This is a genomic window from Clostridium sp. UBA871 (assembly GCF_002295255.1).
GTDB lineage: Bacteria > Bacillota > Clostridia > Clostridiales > Clostridiaceae > Clostridium_J > Clostridium_J sulfidigenes.
Genome location: NZ_DBFV01000011.1, coordinates 868,098 through 884,126 on the forward strand (window position 1 = coordinate 868,098; position 16,029 = coordinate 884,126).

Here is a 16,029-nt window from a genome sequence, read left to right on the forward strand (position 1 = left end):
TATAATATATTTGTTTTCTATAAATAGATTTCTTAAACTCCATAATATGTACAAGTAATATGGAGTTAGAAGTTTTTTGTTCAAGGAGAATGTGATCACTGAAATATATGATGAAATTATAAGGGATCAAAAAACTACTCATGGAACTAATTTGGAGGAGCGCATATGGAGTATAGTATGAATAGGAAAGATAATGATCCGTTTCTATTAGGAAATATGAAAATTGCATTAAACAGAATTGTGAAAGCTATCAATGAGAGAGAAAAGATAGTTATATATGGCTATCATGACTTTGATAGCGTATGTGCCATATCTCTTCTTATGTTAGTATTACGATATGTAAATAGTGATGTAGAGTATTATATACCCAGTGTATATAGAAATGATAGAAATTTAAATAAAGAAGATATAGAGAATAATTTATTATGTCTTGGAGCAAATTTAATTATAACAGTTGGTTGTGGAGTTAAATCTAAAGCAGAAATACAACTTTGTAAGGAAAACAACATAGATATAATTGTAACGGATTATCATAATCACATAGTAGAGGATAATAATTGTATAACAATAAATACCTATCAAACAAATTGTAATTATCCTTTTAAGGATTTTACAGCTTGTTCCCTTATATATAAATTCATAGAAGTTATAGCTTCTTATTATAAGATAAGTTGCACACAAAAGTATTTGGATTTAGTAATGATGGGTATAATTACAACAGAGATAGAAATAGAAGAAGAGAATAAATACTTTGTAGAAGAAGGGTGCAAGAAATTAAAACAAACTAATAACTATGGAGTTAGGGCGTTGATAAGAGAACATGAGCGGAATTATGGTGGTATAATGAAGTTTTATGATGAAGGTATTATAAAGCTCTTACCAAAGATGATTTCCAAGAATAAGCTAGATAATGCAAGAATAATTGTTGAACTTTTTACTACTAATGATAGTTATAGAGCAAAACAAATATCAAAATACTTATATAAAGAGGTTATGATGAGTTTAGAATAGAATAATATATATAAGCATTTAAATATACATATTTTTTAAAGTATTGCATTAAATATCAAGGTTAATATATAATTTAATTATGGTAAAGATGTGTTTGGGTAAAGGCTTTAGGAGGAGTAGAAAATGAATTTAAAGGATAAAGTTAGAATAATAGAAGATTTTCCGAAAAAAGGTATAAGTTTTAAAGATGTAACTACTTTACTTCAAGATAGAGAGGCATTAAGAGAGTCAATAGATGTTATTGCCAATCACTTGAGGGATAAAAAAATTGATATAGTAATAGGACCAGAGGCTAGAGGGTTTTTATTTGGAGTACCAGTAGCTTATGCTTTAGGAGCTGGTTTTGTGCCAGTTAGAAAACCTGGTAAATTACCCTATGAAACTATTAAAACTTCCTATGATTTAGAATATGGAAGTGATGCGTTAGAAATTCATAAGGATGCTATTAAAAAAGGTCAGAGAGTAGCAATTGTTGATGATTTACTTGCTACAGGAGGAACCGTAGCTGCTGTTGCAAAGCTTGTTGAGGAATCAGGTGGAGAAGTTGTAGCCATAGACTTTTTAATAGAGCTAACAGAACTTAAAGGTAGAGAAAAAATAGCACAATATGATATTATGTCTGTTATAGACTATCCATTTTAGAATTGAACATAAATTGCAATAATTTGGGTTATAGTATATAATAATTACTGAGTTTAAATAGGTGGCTGGTTCATTAACCAGCCTTTAATTTTAGGAGTGTATTACAATGATTGATAAATTGATAGAAAAAATTAATAGTAATTGTCACAATGTAGATATCAATTTTGTAAATAAGGCCTATGAATTTTCTGTAAATGCCCATAAAGAACAAAAAAGAGAGTCAGGAGAGCCTTATATTATTCATCCTTTAGAAGTAGCTTGTATTTTGGCTGAACTAGGACTTGATACCTCTACCATAGTGGCAGGTCTTTTACATGATGTAATTGAAGATACAGAATATACATATGAAGATGTTTGTAACATCTTTTCTATAGAAGTGGCAGATTTAGTAGAAGGGGTATCTAAGCTAGGTAAAATAAAATATAAGTCAAAAGAAGAACAACAAGCAGATAATGTTAGAAAAATGCTTCTTGCGATGGCTAAGGATATAAGAGTAATACTTATAAAATTGGCTGATAGATTACATAACTTGAGAACGTTAAAATACATGCCAGAGAATAAACAAAAGGAAAAGGCTAAGGAAACTCTAGATATATATGCGCCATTAGCTCATAGATTAGGTATATCAAAAATAAAGTGGGAGCTAGAGGATTTAGCATTAAGATACTTAAATCCAACAGAATATTATGACTTAGTAAAGCTGATTTCAGATAAGAGAAATGAAAGAGAAGAGCAAATAAGTCATATCATATCACAACTTAAATTAAATCTTAATATGGGTGGAATTACAGCAGAAATAGAAGGTAGACCAAAGCACTTCTATAGTATTTATAGAAAAATGATAAAAAGTAGTAAAACCATAGATCAAATATTTGATCTTACAGCAGTGAGGATATTAGTAGATGATATTGGAAATTGCTATGCTGCATTGGGAATAGTACATACTATGTATAAGCCTATACCAGGTAGATTTAAGGACTATATTGCTATGCCTAAACCTAATATGTATCAGTCACTTCATTCAACGGTAATAGGACCTTTCGGAAAACCCTTTGAAATACAAATTAGAACCTTTGAAATGCACAGAACTGCTGAATATGGTATTGCAGCTCACTGGAAATATAAAGAAAGTGTTCAAGATGAGGATAAATCTCTAGATTCAAAGCTATATTGGCTTAGAGAAATGCTAGAATGGCAAGGAGAGACTTCTGACGCTGAAGAATTTATGGAAGGCTTTAAGATAGATTTATTTTCAGATGAAGTATTTGTTTTTACTCCAAAGGGTGATGTTATAAATTTACCAAATGACTCTACACCTATAGACTTTGCCTATGCTATCCATACTGCAGTAGGTCATAAGTGTGTTGGAGGTAAGGTAAATGGGAAGATAGTACCTCTAGATTATAAGCTCAGAACAGGGGAAATTGTAGAGGTAATTACAGCTACTAATTCAAAAGGACCTAGCATAGATTGGCTTAATATAGTTAAGAGTAATCAAGCAAGGAGTAAAATTAAACTTTGGTTTAAAAAGGCAAATAGAGAAGAGACCATAGCAAAGGGAAAAGAATTAGTAGATAAAGAGTGTAAGAAGCAAAATTGTATATTTTCTCAAGTAATTAATGAGGACATTATTGAGAAGATTATTAGAAGATATAACCTAAAGAACATGGATGATTTATACCATGGTGTAGGCATTGGAGACATAAACCCTAATAATATGATAAGCAAGCTAAAGGATGCTTATGATAAAGAGAACTCTAAGCAGTTAAAACTTGAGGAATTAAGGCTAATTCATGAGGAAAAAAGTAAAAAACAAAAGAATAATACTTATTCTGGAGTTACAGTTAAGGATATGTCTAATATTCAAGTAAGATTTGCAAAATGTTGTAGTCCTGTATATGGAGATGATATTATTGGATATATTACAAGAGGCAAGGGTGTATCTATTCATAGAAGTGACTGTAAGAATGTAATTAACTTACAGGAAAAAGAAAGTCACAAAATAGTTGAAGTGGCTTGGGGAAAAGAAAATAAAGATAAATATATTGCTGACATAGAAGTAATAGCTGAGGATAGATTAGGTCTTCTTACAGATATTATAGAGATACTAGGGCTTGTAAAAGCTAATATTTTATCAATAAGTGCTGTAACAAATAAAAAAAATATAGCAGTTGTAAGCCTAAAAATAAATATTTCTAGTATAGAGCATTTAAAGGATATTCAAACTAAACTTAAGAAAATCAAGGATGTTAAGGATGTCTATAGAAAGAAACAGTAAAAAGGAGTGCTTAATATGAGAGCTGTAGTACAAAGAGTTAAATCTTCAAAGGTTGAAGTAGATAATAAAGTTATTAGTGAAATAGGAAAAGGAATTAACTTACTTGTGGGAATAAGTAAGGAAGATACTAAAGAAGATATAGATTATATAGTAAGAAAAGTTCTTGGAATGAGAATTTTTGAAGATGAAGATGAGAGAATGAACTTTTCACTTCAAGATATAGAGGGGGAGCTATTAATAATATCTCAATTTACTCTATATGGTGATTGTAGAAAGGGAAAGAGACCTGATTTTATGAAGGCACAAGGTGGAGATGTTGCTAGAGAATTATATAATGAGCTAGTTGAAGCCTTTAAAAAAGAAATACCTAATCTTCAAACAGGGGAATTCGGAGCTGATATGAAGGTTGAAATTATAAATGATGGACCAGTAACACTTTTATTAGAGAGTAAGAAGGATTTTTAAAATTTTAAGAAATATATGGCATTTTGAGGTGATACTATGATTATAAAAAGAATGATGGCAGGAGTTTATGCTGCCAACTGTTATATATTATTTGATGAAGAAACAAAGGAAGCTGTAGTTTTAGACCCGGGTGGAGATATAGATGATGTATGTAAAGCTCTTAATCAACTAGAAGCTAAGGTTAAATATATCATATTAACCCATGGTCACTTTGATCATACTACAGGGGTAGATGGATTAAAGGCTGAAACAGGAGCAACTGTAGCTATGGCTAAAGAAGATAATGATATGATTTTAAATAATATAATGTATTATGGACCACTTATTGAAGGTGGAGCAGACCTTTTATTAAAACATGGTGATATATTAAAATTTGGTAATTATAAAATAGAAGTTTTAGCAACACCAGGACATACACCAGGAGGAATAAGTCTTTTAGTAGATGGAAATGTGTTTACTGGAGATACTCTATTCAAGGGATCTGTTGGCAGAAGTGATTTAGCTGGTGGAGACCACAATGAGCTTATAACAAGTATAAAAAATAATTTAATGCCTCTTAGTGATAGTGTGGCAGTTCACCCAGGTCATGGACCAAGTAGTACCATAGGCCAAGAAAGAATGGAAAACCCATTTCTATAGGTAAAATTAAACTGTATATTGGGTTATAAGAAGGTAATTTGAAATAAGGATTTGATAAATATGATAAAGGATATGAAGTCTATAAAAGTAAAGCTAAGCAATATGAATTTTAGATATGATGTCTTTCTTATGATAAATCTATTTTATAGTTTTATTAATATAGAATTTGTAAATGAGGAATTTGACTTATCTATAGATATAGATGAAGAAACGGGAAGTATTATAATTGGAGGAACAGAAGGATTCTTTAATTATGAAATTAATAGAAATTATAAGCTTTCTGAGGAAGTTAAAAAGTCCTTATTCATATATCTTAGAAATATTACTGGCAAAGTTCTTCCATGGGGAACTTTAGTTGGGATAAGGCCTTCTAAAAAAGCACTAGATCTTTTAGAAAAAGGATATAGTGAAGAGGAGGTAATAAAAGAATTTAAGGATAGACATGAAACTAGCAAGGAGAAGACAAAACTTTGTATTGATGTAGCTAAGTACGAAAAAAGTGTAGTTAACAAAGATAAAGATACTATAAGTATATATGTGGGTATGCCCTTTTGTCCAACTAGATGTGTTTATTGTTCTTTTACCTCAAATCCTATAGGGGGAAAGTCAGCTTTAGTTAAAGACTATCTTAATGCTATTACCAAGGAAATAAAAGCTATAAGTAAATATGTATCTGAAAAGAATTTAACTATTGAAAGTGTCTATTTTGGAGGAGGTACTCCTACTTCTGTAAATGATGAAGAATTTGAAGATATAATGAATAAGATATATAAGTGCTTTGTTGAAGGTAAGGGTGTTAAAGAATTTACTGTAGAATGTGGAAGAGTAGATAGTATAACAGAAAGAAAACTTCAATCTATGAAAAAATATAAGGTTCATAGGATTAGTATAAATCCTCAAAGTATGAATGATGATACTTTAAAAAACATTGGTAGAAATCATAGTAGTAAGGATGTAGAAAACTGCTTTAATCTAGCACGAAGTCTAGGCTTTGATAATATAAATATGGATATGATAGTTGGTCTCCCAGGAGAAGAGCTAAGTCATATAAATAGAAGTTGCGAAGAAATACTTAAACTAAATCCAGATAGCATAACTATACATGGTATGTCTATTAAAAGAGGCTCTAGACTACATGAAAATCTAGTTAATAAGGGAAAGTTTACTATTCCTAATCAACATGAGTTAAATGCTATGTATGAAGCTACAAAAAATCTTTCTTTAGATTTAAATATGAAACCGTATTATATGTATAGACAAAAAAATATGGTAGGTAACATGGAGAATGTAGGCTATTGTAGAGATGGAAAAATATGTATATATAATATTCAGATGATAGAGGAAAAGCAAACTATTATTGCTCTTGGAGCAGATGGAGTTTCAAAGGTTGTTTTCCTAGATGAGAATCGAATAGAGAGATTTGCAAATGTTAAGGATGTAAAAGAGTATAATAGTAGAATAGACGAGATGATAGCTAGAAAGATAGAATTACTCAATACTCTATATTAAAACAATTATGTACATAGGTTTTAAAGAAATATTCATTTGGGTAATGATATTATAATATATTTTAGACTTAATAAGTAAATAGGAGGAATTTAAATGGGAGAATCACTTAATGGACTTAAAAGAACCATTATGTGTGGTGAAGTAAGAGAATCAAATATCTCTGAAAAAATCACTGTTATGGGTTGGGTCCAAAGAAAAAGAAATTTAGGAAGTTTAGTTTTTGTAGATTTAAGAGACAGAACTGGATTGTTACAAGTTGTATTTGGTGAAGAAATAAATAAAGAAGCCTTTGAAAAAGCTGATTTAGTTAAATCTGAGTACTGCATAGCTGTTACTGGAGAGGTTATAAAAAGAGAATCTCCTAATAAAAATTTACCAACAGGAATGGTAGAGCTTAAAGGGGAAAGTATTAAAATACTTTCAGAATCAGAAACTCCACCTATATATATTAAAGAAAACTTAGATGCTGGTGAAAACATAAGACTAAAATATAGATATTTAGATCTTAGAAGACCAGATATGCAAAAAATATTAATGATTAGACATAAAGCTGGAAAAGTAGTAAGAGATTATCTAGATGAAAATGGATTCTTAGAAATGGAAACACCAATGCTTACTAAGAGCACTCCAGAAGGAGCTAGAGATTACTTAGTGCCTAGTAGAAATTACCCAGGAATGTTTTATGCATTACCTCAATCTCCACAAATATTTAAACAATTATTAATGGTTTCTGGATATGACAAGTATTTTCAAATTGTTAAATGTTTTAGAGATGAAGATTTAAGAGCTAATAGACAACCAGAATTTACGCAAATAGATTTAGAGATGAGCTTTGTTGAAATGGAGGATATCATAGCCTTAAATGAAGGTCTTTTAAAAAGAGTATTTAAAGAAGTTATAGATGTAGATGTACAACTTCCAATAAAGAGAATGCCTTATGCAGAAGCTATGAATAAATATGGTAGTGACAAGCCAGATTTAAGATTTGGTATGGAGATACAAAATATTACTGAAGCAGTAAGAGGTACAGATTTTGCTGTGTTTAAAGGAGCCATTGAAAATGGTGGTTCAGTAAGAGCTATTGTAGCTAAAAACTGTGCAGACATGGGTAGAAAGAAAATTGATAAACTAGGTGAGTTTGTTAAAACTTATAAAGCAAAAGGTCTTGCTTGGATAGCTTATAAAGAAGGAGAAATAAAATCTCCAATAGCTAAATTCTTCTCAGAAGAAGATATGGCTAAATTATTAAATGCTGCTGGAGCAGAAGTAGGAGATTTAGTTTTAATAGTTGCAGATATTGATAGTGTAGTACTTCAATCTCTTGGAGCTTTAAGATTAGAACTTGCTAAGGAACTTGGAATCTTAGAAGGAAACAAAGAATTTAACTTTGTATGGATTACTGAATTCCCAATGTTTGAATATGACGAAGAAGAGAAGAGATTCGTAGCTCTTCACCATCCATTCACAGCACCTATGGATGAAGATTTACAACTTCTAGAAACAAATCCAGGAAGAGCTCGTGCTAAGGCTTATGATATAGTATTAAATGGAGAAGAACTTGGTGGAGGAAGTATAAGAATTCATGATACAAACCTTCAACAAAGAATATTTAATCTTCTAGGCTTTACTGATGAAAGTGCATGGGAAAGATTTGGATTCTTATTAGAGGCATTCAAATATGGACCACCACCACATGGCGGACTTGCATATGGTTTAGATAGAATGGTAATGTTCCTTGCAGGAACTGATAACATAAAAGACGTTATTACCTTCCCTAAAAATCAAAATGCTTATTGCCCAATGAGTGAAGCACCTAATGTAGTTGATAAAAAGCAATTAATTGACTTAGGAATAGAAGTAAGTAAAGTAGAAAAATAATTTAATAGAAGATTTTATTATTATAGAGAATAATAATAAGTTATATGGACATAATAACTTTATAAAACTATTGATACTTAGTGATTAATATTTATTTTACAATTGCAATTTAATTACAATTGCTATATAATAATACTAAAGAATATTCTGCTGTGTGCGTGGAAATGGTTTATGTTGAGCCAACATTTAAACGTTGTGGCTGATGTTCTCATTATGGAGTGTTGACTGACTATTTTATAGTTGGTACCAGAAGTAGTGAGGCGATTCCACCCCTGGTAGACAGGGTTCAAATACATCATTAATACGGCACGGTGGGTATCAATAGTTTTAATATTAAAGAGTAAATACTTTGTATTTACTCTTTTTTTTACATCCATAGATATTATTAAAAAAGTTAAGAAGAAAGTGAAACACTAGAGGGAATATAAATAATAGAATAGGTAAAAAATTATAAGTCTATTGAATAAAAGAGTATACATATAAATTAAACTAACTACATAATTATAGCGAATTTGCATAATAGTTATTAAATACCTAAGTATTGTGATTTTATAGCAACTACTTCTTAAAGGTGGTATAGCAATTTAAAAATTTATCTCTATTAGCGTTATCACCTAGACCTTCATAACATTCCGAAAGAAGTTTATATATATTAGAATTAGTTGCATCTATAGATAATGCTTTATTTAATAGAAGTATTGAATCGTCATATTTTTTTAGATACATTAACTTTGATACTCCTTTTATTATATTTTCAAGAATTTTTGTGTCTTCAGTAAGATTATTTAATCTATAGATTAGTGAATTAATTTTGTCTGTAGTAAATGGCTTAAGTAAATATTCAACAGCTCCCAATTTAGTACAATCAACAGCATTTTTAACTGTTGGGAAAGCTGTCATAATTATTACCGTAGAAAATATTCCATCTTCCCGAATTCTTTTCAATACTTCAGTGCCACTTAATGTTGGCATTTTAATATCTAAAAAGATTAAATCAAAGGGTTCTCTAGATAATATTTCTAATGCCTCTAATCCATTTAGAGCTTCAGTGACAATGTATTCATTTAGTTCTAATGATGTTTTTAATAATTTTCTTATATTTTTAGTATCATCAACTACAAGTGCTTTTTTCATAGTACCTCCTAATTATATGGAATAATAATTGTAAATGTTGCCCCTTCACCTAAATCACTTTCACATGTTATTTCACCATTGTGAGCAGCTATTATGTCTTTACATATCCAGAGACCAAGACCAGAATTATTTTTAATGTCTTTATTAGTTAATTGAGTATATTTATCAAATATTTTTGTAGTATTATCCTTTAAAATTCCAACACCAGTATCAGTTACAGTTATATTTAATTTATTATCTTTTAAGAATCCTCGTATAGAAATTAAATCGCCATCCTTGCAGTGTCTAATGGCATTTATTATTAAATTATTAAGTACCCATACTAATTTTTCACCGTCACAGGATAACGGTTTTACATTTATATCTACATTGTATTCAAGAATAATTCCACTATAATTTGCGATACCTTTGTTACTAGAGACTGAGGCTTTTATCAAATCCTCAATGGAATTATACTCTTTATTATAAATCTCAGTTGAAGATTCCAGTTTCGATAATAAAAGCATATTTGAAACAAGTAAGTTTAATCTTTCGCCATCTTCCTTAATAGTGGTTAATATTTTTCTTTGTTCGTAACTTAAATCTCCTAATTTACTACTTTCTAGTAGACCTGTACCAATCATAATTGAAGTTAATGGAGTTTTAAATTCGTGTGAAATTGTTGCAAAGAAATCCTTACTAGTTTGCTCTATTTCTTTTAAGTGTGTTACATCCTTTAATAAAATTACATAGCCAACTTGAAGATCTTCCTCTTTAATTTCTTTAATTGATATATTGTAATAGAGTATATCTCCATTTTTGTTTTTTAGAGTGATAATATTCAAAAAATCCCATTGACAGTTATTTAATGTTATATCATAGATAACTGAAAAAAAACTTCTATCATTAACCAAATGAGTTAAATATCGTCCTTCTGGTTTTTCATCGCTAATATCAAAGGCATCAATAAAATTTTCGTTAACCATGGTAACTTTATAATCTTTATCAATAACTACCATTGGAGAATCTATGCTTCTTAATATGGAGTTTGAATTATTTCTTTCTTTTAATATTTGACCTAGTGTGCTTTTTTCAAAACTTTCAATTCTTTTTGCCATTAAGTTAAATTGATTTGCTAATTCTCCTAGTTCATCTTTTGTTGTTATTTCCAATTCTTTATATGCAGAGTTAGTTTTTATATCTTTAATAGCATCAATGATATTATTTAATGGGTATAATATCTTTTTAAGAAGATGTCTTGATAAGAAAAATGAAATTAATATTGAAGCTAAAGTAAAAAGTATTGTTGCATTTATTATAATTTTAGTTTTATTTTCAACTCTAGTTTTTGAATTAATCATCATAGTTTCATTTAGACTACTTATATTATCTAGAGTCTTTACAATTGTATCATAATTAATTTTAATTTCATTGAAGAAAAAATTATACCCTGATACTTTACCATTATTTTGAATGATTTCAGATAAGGTAAAAAAATTCTGGCTATATTCAAGATAGTAAGTATCAAGACTATTTACATATTCCATTTCTCCATCTTCAGTTATATTATTTTTTTCAAAGTAAAAGTTATCTAAAAATAAAGAGTTATTTTTAGAATATTCAGCGAGGCCTTCTTTTTTATCGCCAGATATGTAAAGAAATAAGCTCTGTTGTTGATTATAAAGTGCATCTTTCATATTTTCAACAGATTGAATACTTTTATAATTGTTAGTTAAAAGTCCATCTATATCATTTGAAATTGTAATTAAATTTCTAACTGAAACTAATCCTAGCAATGACATTGCTAGGATTATAACAATATAAATAAGTGATAGTTTTCCATTTAAGGTTTTAACCATAGTTTTTCCTCCTTAAGTTAATTCTTATAGTAAAGCAAAGTAAAATATAGCAAAGCTAAGATTAATTAAGCTAATTTTAAAACTCCAATTTCTGAAGTATGGATAATTGTTAATAGTACTTTTAGCTTACTTTGATATTTATATCTAATAAGATTAGAATTAGTAGGTAGTAAAAATTACGTAGGAAGGTAGTATTATGTATAACTTAATTATAGGTTACAATAACTCAAGTATCAACTTAATTAAATCACTTATTTGTAAAGAAAAAATTGTATTTTTGATTGATGATAAATCACCAGAAGAAATTAAAATAAAGAATAAATTTCTTTATTATTATCAAGTCAATATAACTGATATGAAACAGATACTAGATAAGTCATCGAAAGCAATGTTATCACATGTTTTTATAATAACAGAAGATGATTATTTAAATTTAATGATTGAAGATAATTTGAAATTTTTAGATAATGTACAAGTTGTTTATAATTTTAGAGCATTAGAAAAGATATCTAACAACGGTAATAAAAATTTATATCTTCAAGATTTCTTTGAGCCATTAGGTAAGGAGGTAATTTAATTTGTTTGTTGTTGTTATAAGTGAAAGTAAATTCATTAATCGATATAAGGAAAGTTTAGAAGGTTTAAGCTTAGATTTCTCAAATGTAATTTCACCACAAGAACTTTCGCCCGCGTCTTCCGATATATTTAATAATTACTTATTAAAGAGAGCAGATGTGGTGGTGATTATCACACCTAAAGATCAGTTTAATTTCTATATTTCAAAGGTTTGTAAAACTTTTTATGAAACTAAAAAGGTTATTACATTAATTAACAATTCAAACAATAAAGATGTTTTTGCTTCAATTGGAGTTTTTGATGTAATAGATTTTAATTGTTATGCAAAAGAAACTTTATATAAATTTTTAGAAAAAGGAGCAATTTAAATATGTATATTATTATTATTGGATGTGGCAAGATGGGAAGCAAATTAGCTGCAGATTTAGCTGAAACATCCCATGATATATGTGTAATAGATAGGGATGAGGAGAAAACGAATAAACTAGGTTCAGGGTTTAATGGAAGGATATTAAATGGGGTTGAAATTGATATTGACTTACTAGAAGAAGCAGGTATTGAGGAAGCTGATGTGCTACTTGCTTTGACTCAAAACGATAATATAAATATTGTTGCATGTGAAATAGCACAGAATATTTATAAGGTTCCAACTGTAATTGGAAGAGTATTTAATGATGATAGGGGCCACATTTATAATTCCTTAGGCATTAGAACAATTAATCCGATAAAACTAGCTGTTAGAAATATTAAGGAGGATATAAAATGCGAGCAGTTGTAATTGGTGGAGGTAAAGTTGGGTATTACTTAATAAAAAACCTCTTAAACATTGGGTGTTTAATAACTTTGATAGAAAAGAATTATGATATATGTAAGAAAATATCTAATGAACTAGATATTGAAGTAATATGTGGTGATGGTTCAAATTTAGAAGAATTATCAGAGGCTATAGAAGGAACAAATACTATTGTTGCAGCAGTTACAGGTAAAGATGAGGAAAATTTAATTATCTGCCAAATGAGCAAGCGTAATTTCTCTATTAAAAGTGCTATTGCAAGAATTAATAATCCTAAAAATAGACAGTTATTTAGTAAATTAGGTATAACATCTACTGTTTGTAGTACAGAAGTTATTTCAACTTTAATTGAAAATGAACTTGTAGAGGATAATTTTAAAATTGTAAAAACTTTAGATAGAGGAGAAATGGTAATAATTGAAGCTTATATAGATAAAAATTCCCACTGGAGAGATATGGAGATTAAAAGCTTAATTTTACCAAATGATAGTATAATAGTTTCTATTTTAAGAAACAACGAGATTATTTATCCTAGGGGACATACAAAGATCTTACTTGAGGACACTGTTGTATTGATAACAAATACCAGTGTATCTCATAAATTAAGAAAATCTATTTATGGAGATGGTAGTAATGGTAAGAAATTCGGATTATTTTAAGGGAATATTATTTGAAATCCTAGTTGTAGCTATGTATATAATAGTAATTTTTATTTTGAGTTTTTTAGGGTGATTAAATGAGTGAAAAATATTTAAAGGACTTTAAAGTCATAAATTATTATGTTGGAATAATTATATTGGGAACAATTTCATTAATGATTATACCTATCTTCGTAACTGTTTTTTATAAGGAGTGGAGTTCGCTTGTAGATTTTATTCTTGCTCTATTTATTGGATTATCTATAGCCTTTTCACTGATTTTTTCGGGAAAAGACGAAAAAGAAAATAACAAAATTGAATGGAAACACGGTCTTATAATTGCATCATATTCATGGCTGATTCTAATGCTTTTATGTGCCCTTCCCTATGTTTTTAGTGGACATGCAAAATCTTATATAGATGCTTGTTTCGATGTGATGAGTGGATTTACTACAACTGGAGTATTTCTTATGCAAGATCTAGATCATATGTCCCTTGGACTTAATATGTGGAGACATATACTAACATTTGTAGGTGGGCAGGGCATGGTTGTATTAGCTTTATCAATACTAATTAAAAATTTTTCTGGTGGATATAAGATGTATGTAGGTGAAGGAAAAGATATTGGGCTTTTACCTAATATTAAAGGAACTACCAAGGCCATTTGGAAAATTAGTATAATATATTTAGTAATTGGTACAGTGGCACTTACAATTAATGGTTTATTCATAGGGTTATCACCATCTAATTCATTTATGCATGGACTATTTATATTTGCGTCAAGTTGGAGTACAGGTGGATTTGCTCCAATGTCTCAAAATATATTGTATTATCATAGTTTTTCATATGAATTAATTACAATGGTATTGTTCATCATTGGTTCATTAAATTTTGGTCTTCATTTTGCAGTTATAAAGGGTAAGAGAAAGGAAATTTTCAAAAATGTTGAAACACAAAGCTTTTTTATAACTTCTTTTATTCTTGCAGGATTATTAGTTATGTTCTTATCAAAGACAGGAGTATACACAGATGCAGTTTCTCTATTTAGAAAGGGTGCTTATCAGCTCTTATCTGCACATACCACCACTGGATTTGGCAACCTTTATGCTAGGCAGCTATTATTTGAATGGGGAGATTTTGCAATTTTTATTATGACAATTGCAATGCTTATTGGAGGAAGTGCATGTTCAACAGCCGGTGGATTTAAGGGACTAAGGATGGGGATTATCTTTAAGGGAATAATTGCAGATATAAAAAGAGTTCTTAGTTCTGATAGAAAGATTTTAACTACAAAAGTTCATCACATTAAGGATATAATTTTAGATAATGATTTAGTAAAATCATCAATGCTTATAATACTTTGTTATATTGCTATGTTTATTTTTGCAACGTTACTTGGAACATATTATGGCTACTCACTTGTAGAATCAGCTTTTGAGGCAGCTTCTATATCTGGAAATGTTGGATTATCTATAGGTGTAACTTCTATAACCATGCCTATACCACTAAAGATTTGTTATATCATTATTATGTATCTAGGGAGATTAGAGTTTATTTCAGTATTTGCATTAATAGGGTATTTTATAGGAGGAATTAAAAAGTTATGTGTAAGATACAAAAAATAATGTTAATTGTAATTATTACAGCGATTTTTTCTTCATTTCCAGTATTAGCTAGTGAGGCTATAACTTCTGTAAGTGAGCTTATTGATAACGGTTGGGAATATGACTCTAAAATTATAAATATTCAAGGTGAGGCTATTGGTGAACTTTTAGAAAGGGGCAAATATTCATTTGTTAATATAAATGATGGAACCTCTGCCATAGGTATTTATTTAAAAACTACAGATGGGGAAATGATTAAATCTTATGGAAATTATCATAAGATTGGAGATTCAGTAAGAATTACTGGGGTTTTCAATAGAGCCTGCAAAGAACATGGTGGTGATATGGATATTCACTGTGATTCAATACAAATAGTTTCAGATGGTTATGAAAGGACTCATGACATTAACAAACATAAGATAATTTTAACTATCGTACTGATGCCTTTTGTAATCTATGGAACAATGAAGACTTATGAAGTAATTAGAAAAAATAGTAAGAATTAAGTATGAGTAATAAAAGAGAAAAACCACATCAGTTTATATGTGTTTTTTCTCTTTTGTTATTCCTCAACATTTCCTAGTTTACGTTGATTTCTTCTGATTTTTAATTTTTGCATCAATCTACTCAAGGTAGATACTAAAATAATTCCAACAGCTATAACTCCTGCTAAAGAAAGAGTTTCGATTCCATTATTTAAGGAACCAAATACATTACCTTCAACTGCTTCAAAAACTGTATAATACATTCCACTTCCAGGAACTAAGGGAATAAGAGAGCAAACTAAAAATAATGTTACAGGATTTTTTAAAACTCTAGAGAAGATTTCAGCATAGATACTGATGCTTATAGATGCTATAAGCATAGCTAAGATGCTAGAGTCAGATAAGTTCATAGTAAGGCTGTAAAAAAACCATCCAACGGCACCTCCAAGGGCTGCAAAGAACAAGTTTTTATCCCTTACATTAAAGAGAACTCCAAAACCTAAGGAAACAATAAATGCATATATAACTTGCAAAAACAT

General features: G+C 29.2%; 16 protein-coding genes and 1 other RNA gene. 14 read left to right on the forward strand and 3 right to left on the reverse strand.

Annotation, left to right across the window (positions count from 1 at the left end; genetic code table 11):
- Positions 1–165: 165 nt before the first annotated feature.
- The 8 genes from B3086_RS17165 to ssrS all read left to right on the forward strand — a co-directional run bounded on the left by B3086_RS17165 (position 166) and on the right by ssrS (position 8,743).
- Complete coding sequence (locus B3086_RS17165) at positions 166–1,011, forward strand: DHH family phosphoesterase (protein WP_035134475.1); 846 nt, start codon at positions 166–168, stop codon at positions 1,009–1,011.
- Positions 1,012–1,134: 123 nt separating this feature from the next.
- Positions 1,135–1,653 (forward strand): adenine phosphoribosyltransferase, encoded by a 519-nt coding sequence (locus B3086_RS17170; protein WP_035134477.1) that lies wholly within the window; start codon positions 1,135–1,137, stop codon positions 1,651–1,653.
- Positions 1,654–1,759: 106 nt separating this feature from the next.
- The gene (locus B3086_RS17175; RefSeq protein WP_346848657.1) at positions 1,760–3,931 is read left to right on the forward strand and encodes a bifunctional (p)ppGpp synthetase/guanosine-3',5'-bis(diphosphate) 3'-pyrophosphohydrolase; all 2,172 of its coding nucleotides are present in this window, start codon (positions 1,760–1,762) and stop codon (positions 3,929–3,931) included.
- 15 nt (positions 3,932–3,946) lie between these two features.
- A complete protein-coding gene (gene dtd, locus B3086_RS17180) occupies positions 3,947–4,396 on the forward strand; it encodes a D-aminoacyl-tRNA deacylase (RefSeq protein ID WP_346848658.1) in 450 nt (149 codons plus the stop codon).
- 36 nt (positions 4,397–4,432) lie between these two features.
- A complete protein-coding gene (locus tag B3086_RS17185; protein WP_346848659.1) occupies positions 4,433–5,035 on the forward strand; it encodes an MBL fold metallo-hydrolase in 603 nt (200 codons plus the stop codon).
- Between the two features lie 60 nt (positions 5,036–5,095).
- Entirely contained in the window at positions 5,096–6,544 is a 1,449-nt protein-coding gene (locus tag B3086_RS17190; RefSeq protein ID WP_346848660.1) for a coproporphyrinogen III oxidase, read from the forward strand.
- A gap of 93 nt (positions 6,545–6,637) precedes the next feature.
- Positions 6,638–8,422, forward strand: coding sequence for an aspartate--tRNA ligase (gene aspS / locus B3086_RS17195; protein ID WP_346848661.1), 1,785 nt, complete (start codon positions 6,638–6,640; stop codon positions 8,420–8,422).
- A gap of 141 nt (positions 8,423–8,563) precedes the next feature.
- Positions 8,564–8,743: non-coding RNA, 6S RNA (gene ssrS / locus B3086_RS17200), on the forward strand.
- Between the two features lie 237 nt (positions 8,744–8,980).
- On the opposite strand, the gene B3086_RS17205 is transcribed toward ssrS, so the two are convergent.
- Positions 8,981–9,556, reverse strand: a complete 576-nt coding sequence (locus tag B3086_RS17205; RefSeq protein WP_346848662.1) for a response regulator — start codon at positions 9,554–9,556, stop codon at positions 8,981–8,983.
- Between the two features lie 8 nt (positions 9,557–9,564).
- A complete protein-coding gene (locus tag B3086_RS17210; RefSeq protein WP_346848663.1) occupies positions 9,565–11,394 on the reverse strand; it encodes a sensor histidine kinase in 1,830 nt (609 codons plus the stop codon).
- 196 nt (positions 11,395–11,590) lie between these two features.
- On the opposite strand from B3086_RS17210, the gene B3086_RS17215 reads away from it, so the two are divergent.
- The 6 genes from B3086_RS17215 to B3086_RS17240 all read left to right on the forward strand — a co-directional run bounded on the left by B3086_RS17215 (position 11,591) and on the right by B3086_RS17240 (position 15,511).
- A complete protein-coding gene (locus tag B3086_RS17215) occupies positions 11,591–11,971 on the forward strand; it encodes a hypothetical protein (RefSeq protein ID WP_346848664.1) in 381 nt (126 codons plus the stop codon).
- Position 11,972: 1 nt separating this feature from the next.
- Positions 11,973–12,338 (forward strand): NAD-binding protein, encoded by a 366-nt coding sequence (locus B3086_RS17220; protein ID WP_346877799.1) that lies wholly within the window; start codon positions 11,973–11,975, stop codon positions 12,336–12,338.
- Between the two features lie 2 nt (positions 12,339–12,340).
- Positions 12,341–12,748: an NAD-binding protein gene (locus B3086_RS17225; protein WP_051824143.1), complete on the forward strand. Its 408-nt coding sequence runs from the start codon at positions 12,341–12,343 to the stop codon at positions 12,746–12,748.
- A complete protein-coding gene (locus tag B3086_RS17230) occupies positions 12,733–13,422 on the forward strand; it encodes a TrkA family potassium uptake protein (protein ID WP_346848666.1) in 690 nt (229 codons plus the stop codon). The genes B3086_RS17225 and B3086_RS17230 overlap by 16 nt, the downstream gene beginning before the upstream one ends.
- Positions 13,423–13,499: 77 nt before the next feature.
- On the forward strand, positions 13,500–15,026 hold the full coding sequence (locus tag B3086_RS17235; RefSeq protein ID WP_346877801.1) for a TrkH family potassium uptake protein: 1,527 nt from the start codon (positions 13,500–13,502) through the stop codon (positions 15,024–15,026).
- Entirely contained in the window at positions 15,005–15,511 is a 507-nt protein-coding gene (locus B3086_RS17240) for a hypothetical protein (protein ID WP_346879554.1), read from the forward strand. Before B3086_RS17235 ends, B3086_RS17240 begins: the two co-directional genes overlap by 22 nt.
- 56 nt (positions 15,512–15,567) lie before the next feature.
- Here the strand turns inward: B3086_RS17240 and B3086_RS17245 are convergent, their stop codons facing one another.
- On the reverse strand, positions 15,568–16,029 hold the full coding sequence (locus tag B3086_RS17245; protein WP_346848669.1) for a threonine/serine exporter family protein: 462 nt from the start codon (positions 16,027–16,029) through the stop codon (positions 15,568–15,570).

What these genes read in the sequence shown, in the direction of transcription:
- B3086_RS17165 (WP_035134475.1), top strand. Translation starts at nt 166, where the DNA reads ATGGAGTATAGTATGAATAGGAAAGATAATGATCCGTTTCTATTAGGA.
- B3086_RS17170 (WP_035134477.1), top strand. Translation starts at nt 1,135, where the DNA reads ATGAATTTAAAGGATAAAGTTAGAATAATAGAAGATTTTCCGAAAAAA.
- B3086_RS17175 (WP_346848657.1), top strand. Translation starts at nt 1,760, where the DNA reads ATGATTGATAAATTGATAGAAAAAATTAATAGTAATTGTCACAATGTA.
- dtd (WP_346848658.1), top strand. Translation starts at nt 3,947, where the DNA reads ATGAGAGCTGTAGTACAAAGAGTTAAATCTTCAAAGGTTGAAGTAGAT.
- B3086_RS17185 (WP_346848659.1), top strand. Translation starts at nt 4,433, where the DNA reads ATGATTATAAAAAGAATGATGGCAGGAGTTTATGCTGCCAACTGTTAT.
- B3086_RS17190 (WP_346848660.1), top strand. Translation starts at nt 5,096, where the DNA reads ATGATAAAGGATATGAAGTCTATAAAAGTAAAGCTAAGCAATATGAAT.
- aspS (WP_346848661.1), top strand. Translation starts at nt 6,638, where the DNA reads ATGGGAGAATCACTTAATGGACTTAAAAGAACCATTATGTGTGGTGAA.
- B3086_RS17205 (WP_346848662.1), bottom strand. Translation starts at nt 9,556, where the DNA reads ATGAAAAAAGCACTTGTAGTTGATGATACTAAAAATATAAGAAAATTA.
- B3086_RS17210 (WP_346848663.1), bottom strand. Translation starts at nt 11,394, where the DNA reads ATGGTTAAAACCTTAAATGGAAAACTATCACTTATTTATATTGTTATA.
- B3086_RS17215 (WP_346848664.1), top strand. Translation starts at nt 11,591, where the DNA reads ATGTATAACTTAATTATAGGTTACAATAACTCAAGTATCAACTTAATT.
- B3086_RS17225 (WP_051824143.1), top strand. Translation starts at nt 12,341, where the DNA reads ATGTATATTATTATTATTGGATGTGGCAAGATGGGAAGCAAATTAGCT.
- B3086_RS17230 (WP_346848666.1), top strand. Translation starts at nt 12,733, where the DNA reads ATGCGAGCAGTTGTAATTGGTGGAGGTAAAGTTGGGTATTACTTAATA.
- B3086_RS17235 (WP_346877801.1), top strand. Translation starts at nt 13,500, where the DNA reads ATGAGTGAAAAATATTTAAAGGACTTTAAAGTCATAAATTATTATGTT.
- B3086_RS17240 (WP_346879554.1), top strand. Translation starts at nt 15,005, where the DNA reads ATGTGTAAGATACAAAAAATAATGTTAATTGTAATTATTACAGCGATT.
- B3086_RS17245 (WP_346848669.1), bottom strand. Translation starts at nt 16,029, where the DNA reads ATGTTTTTGCAAGTTATATATGCATTTATTGTTTCCTTAGGTTTTGGA.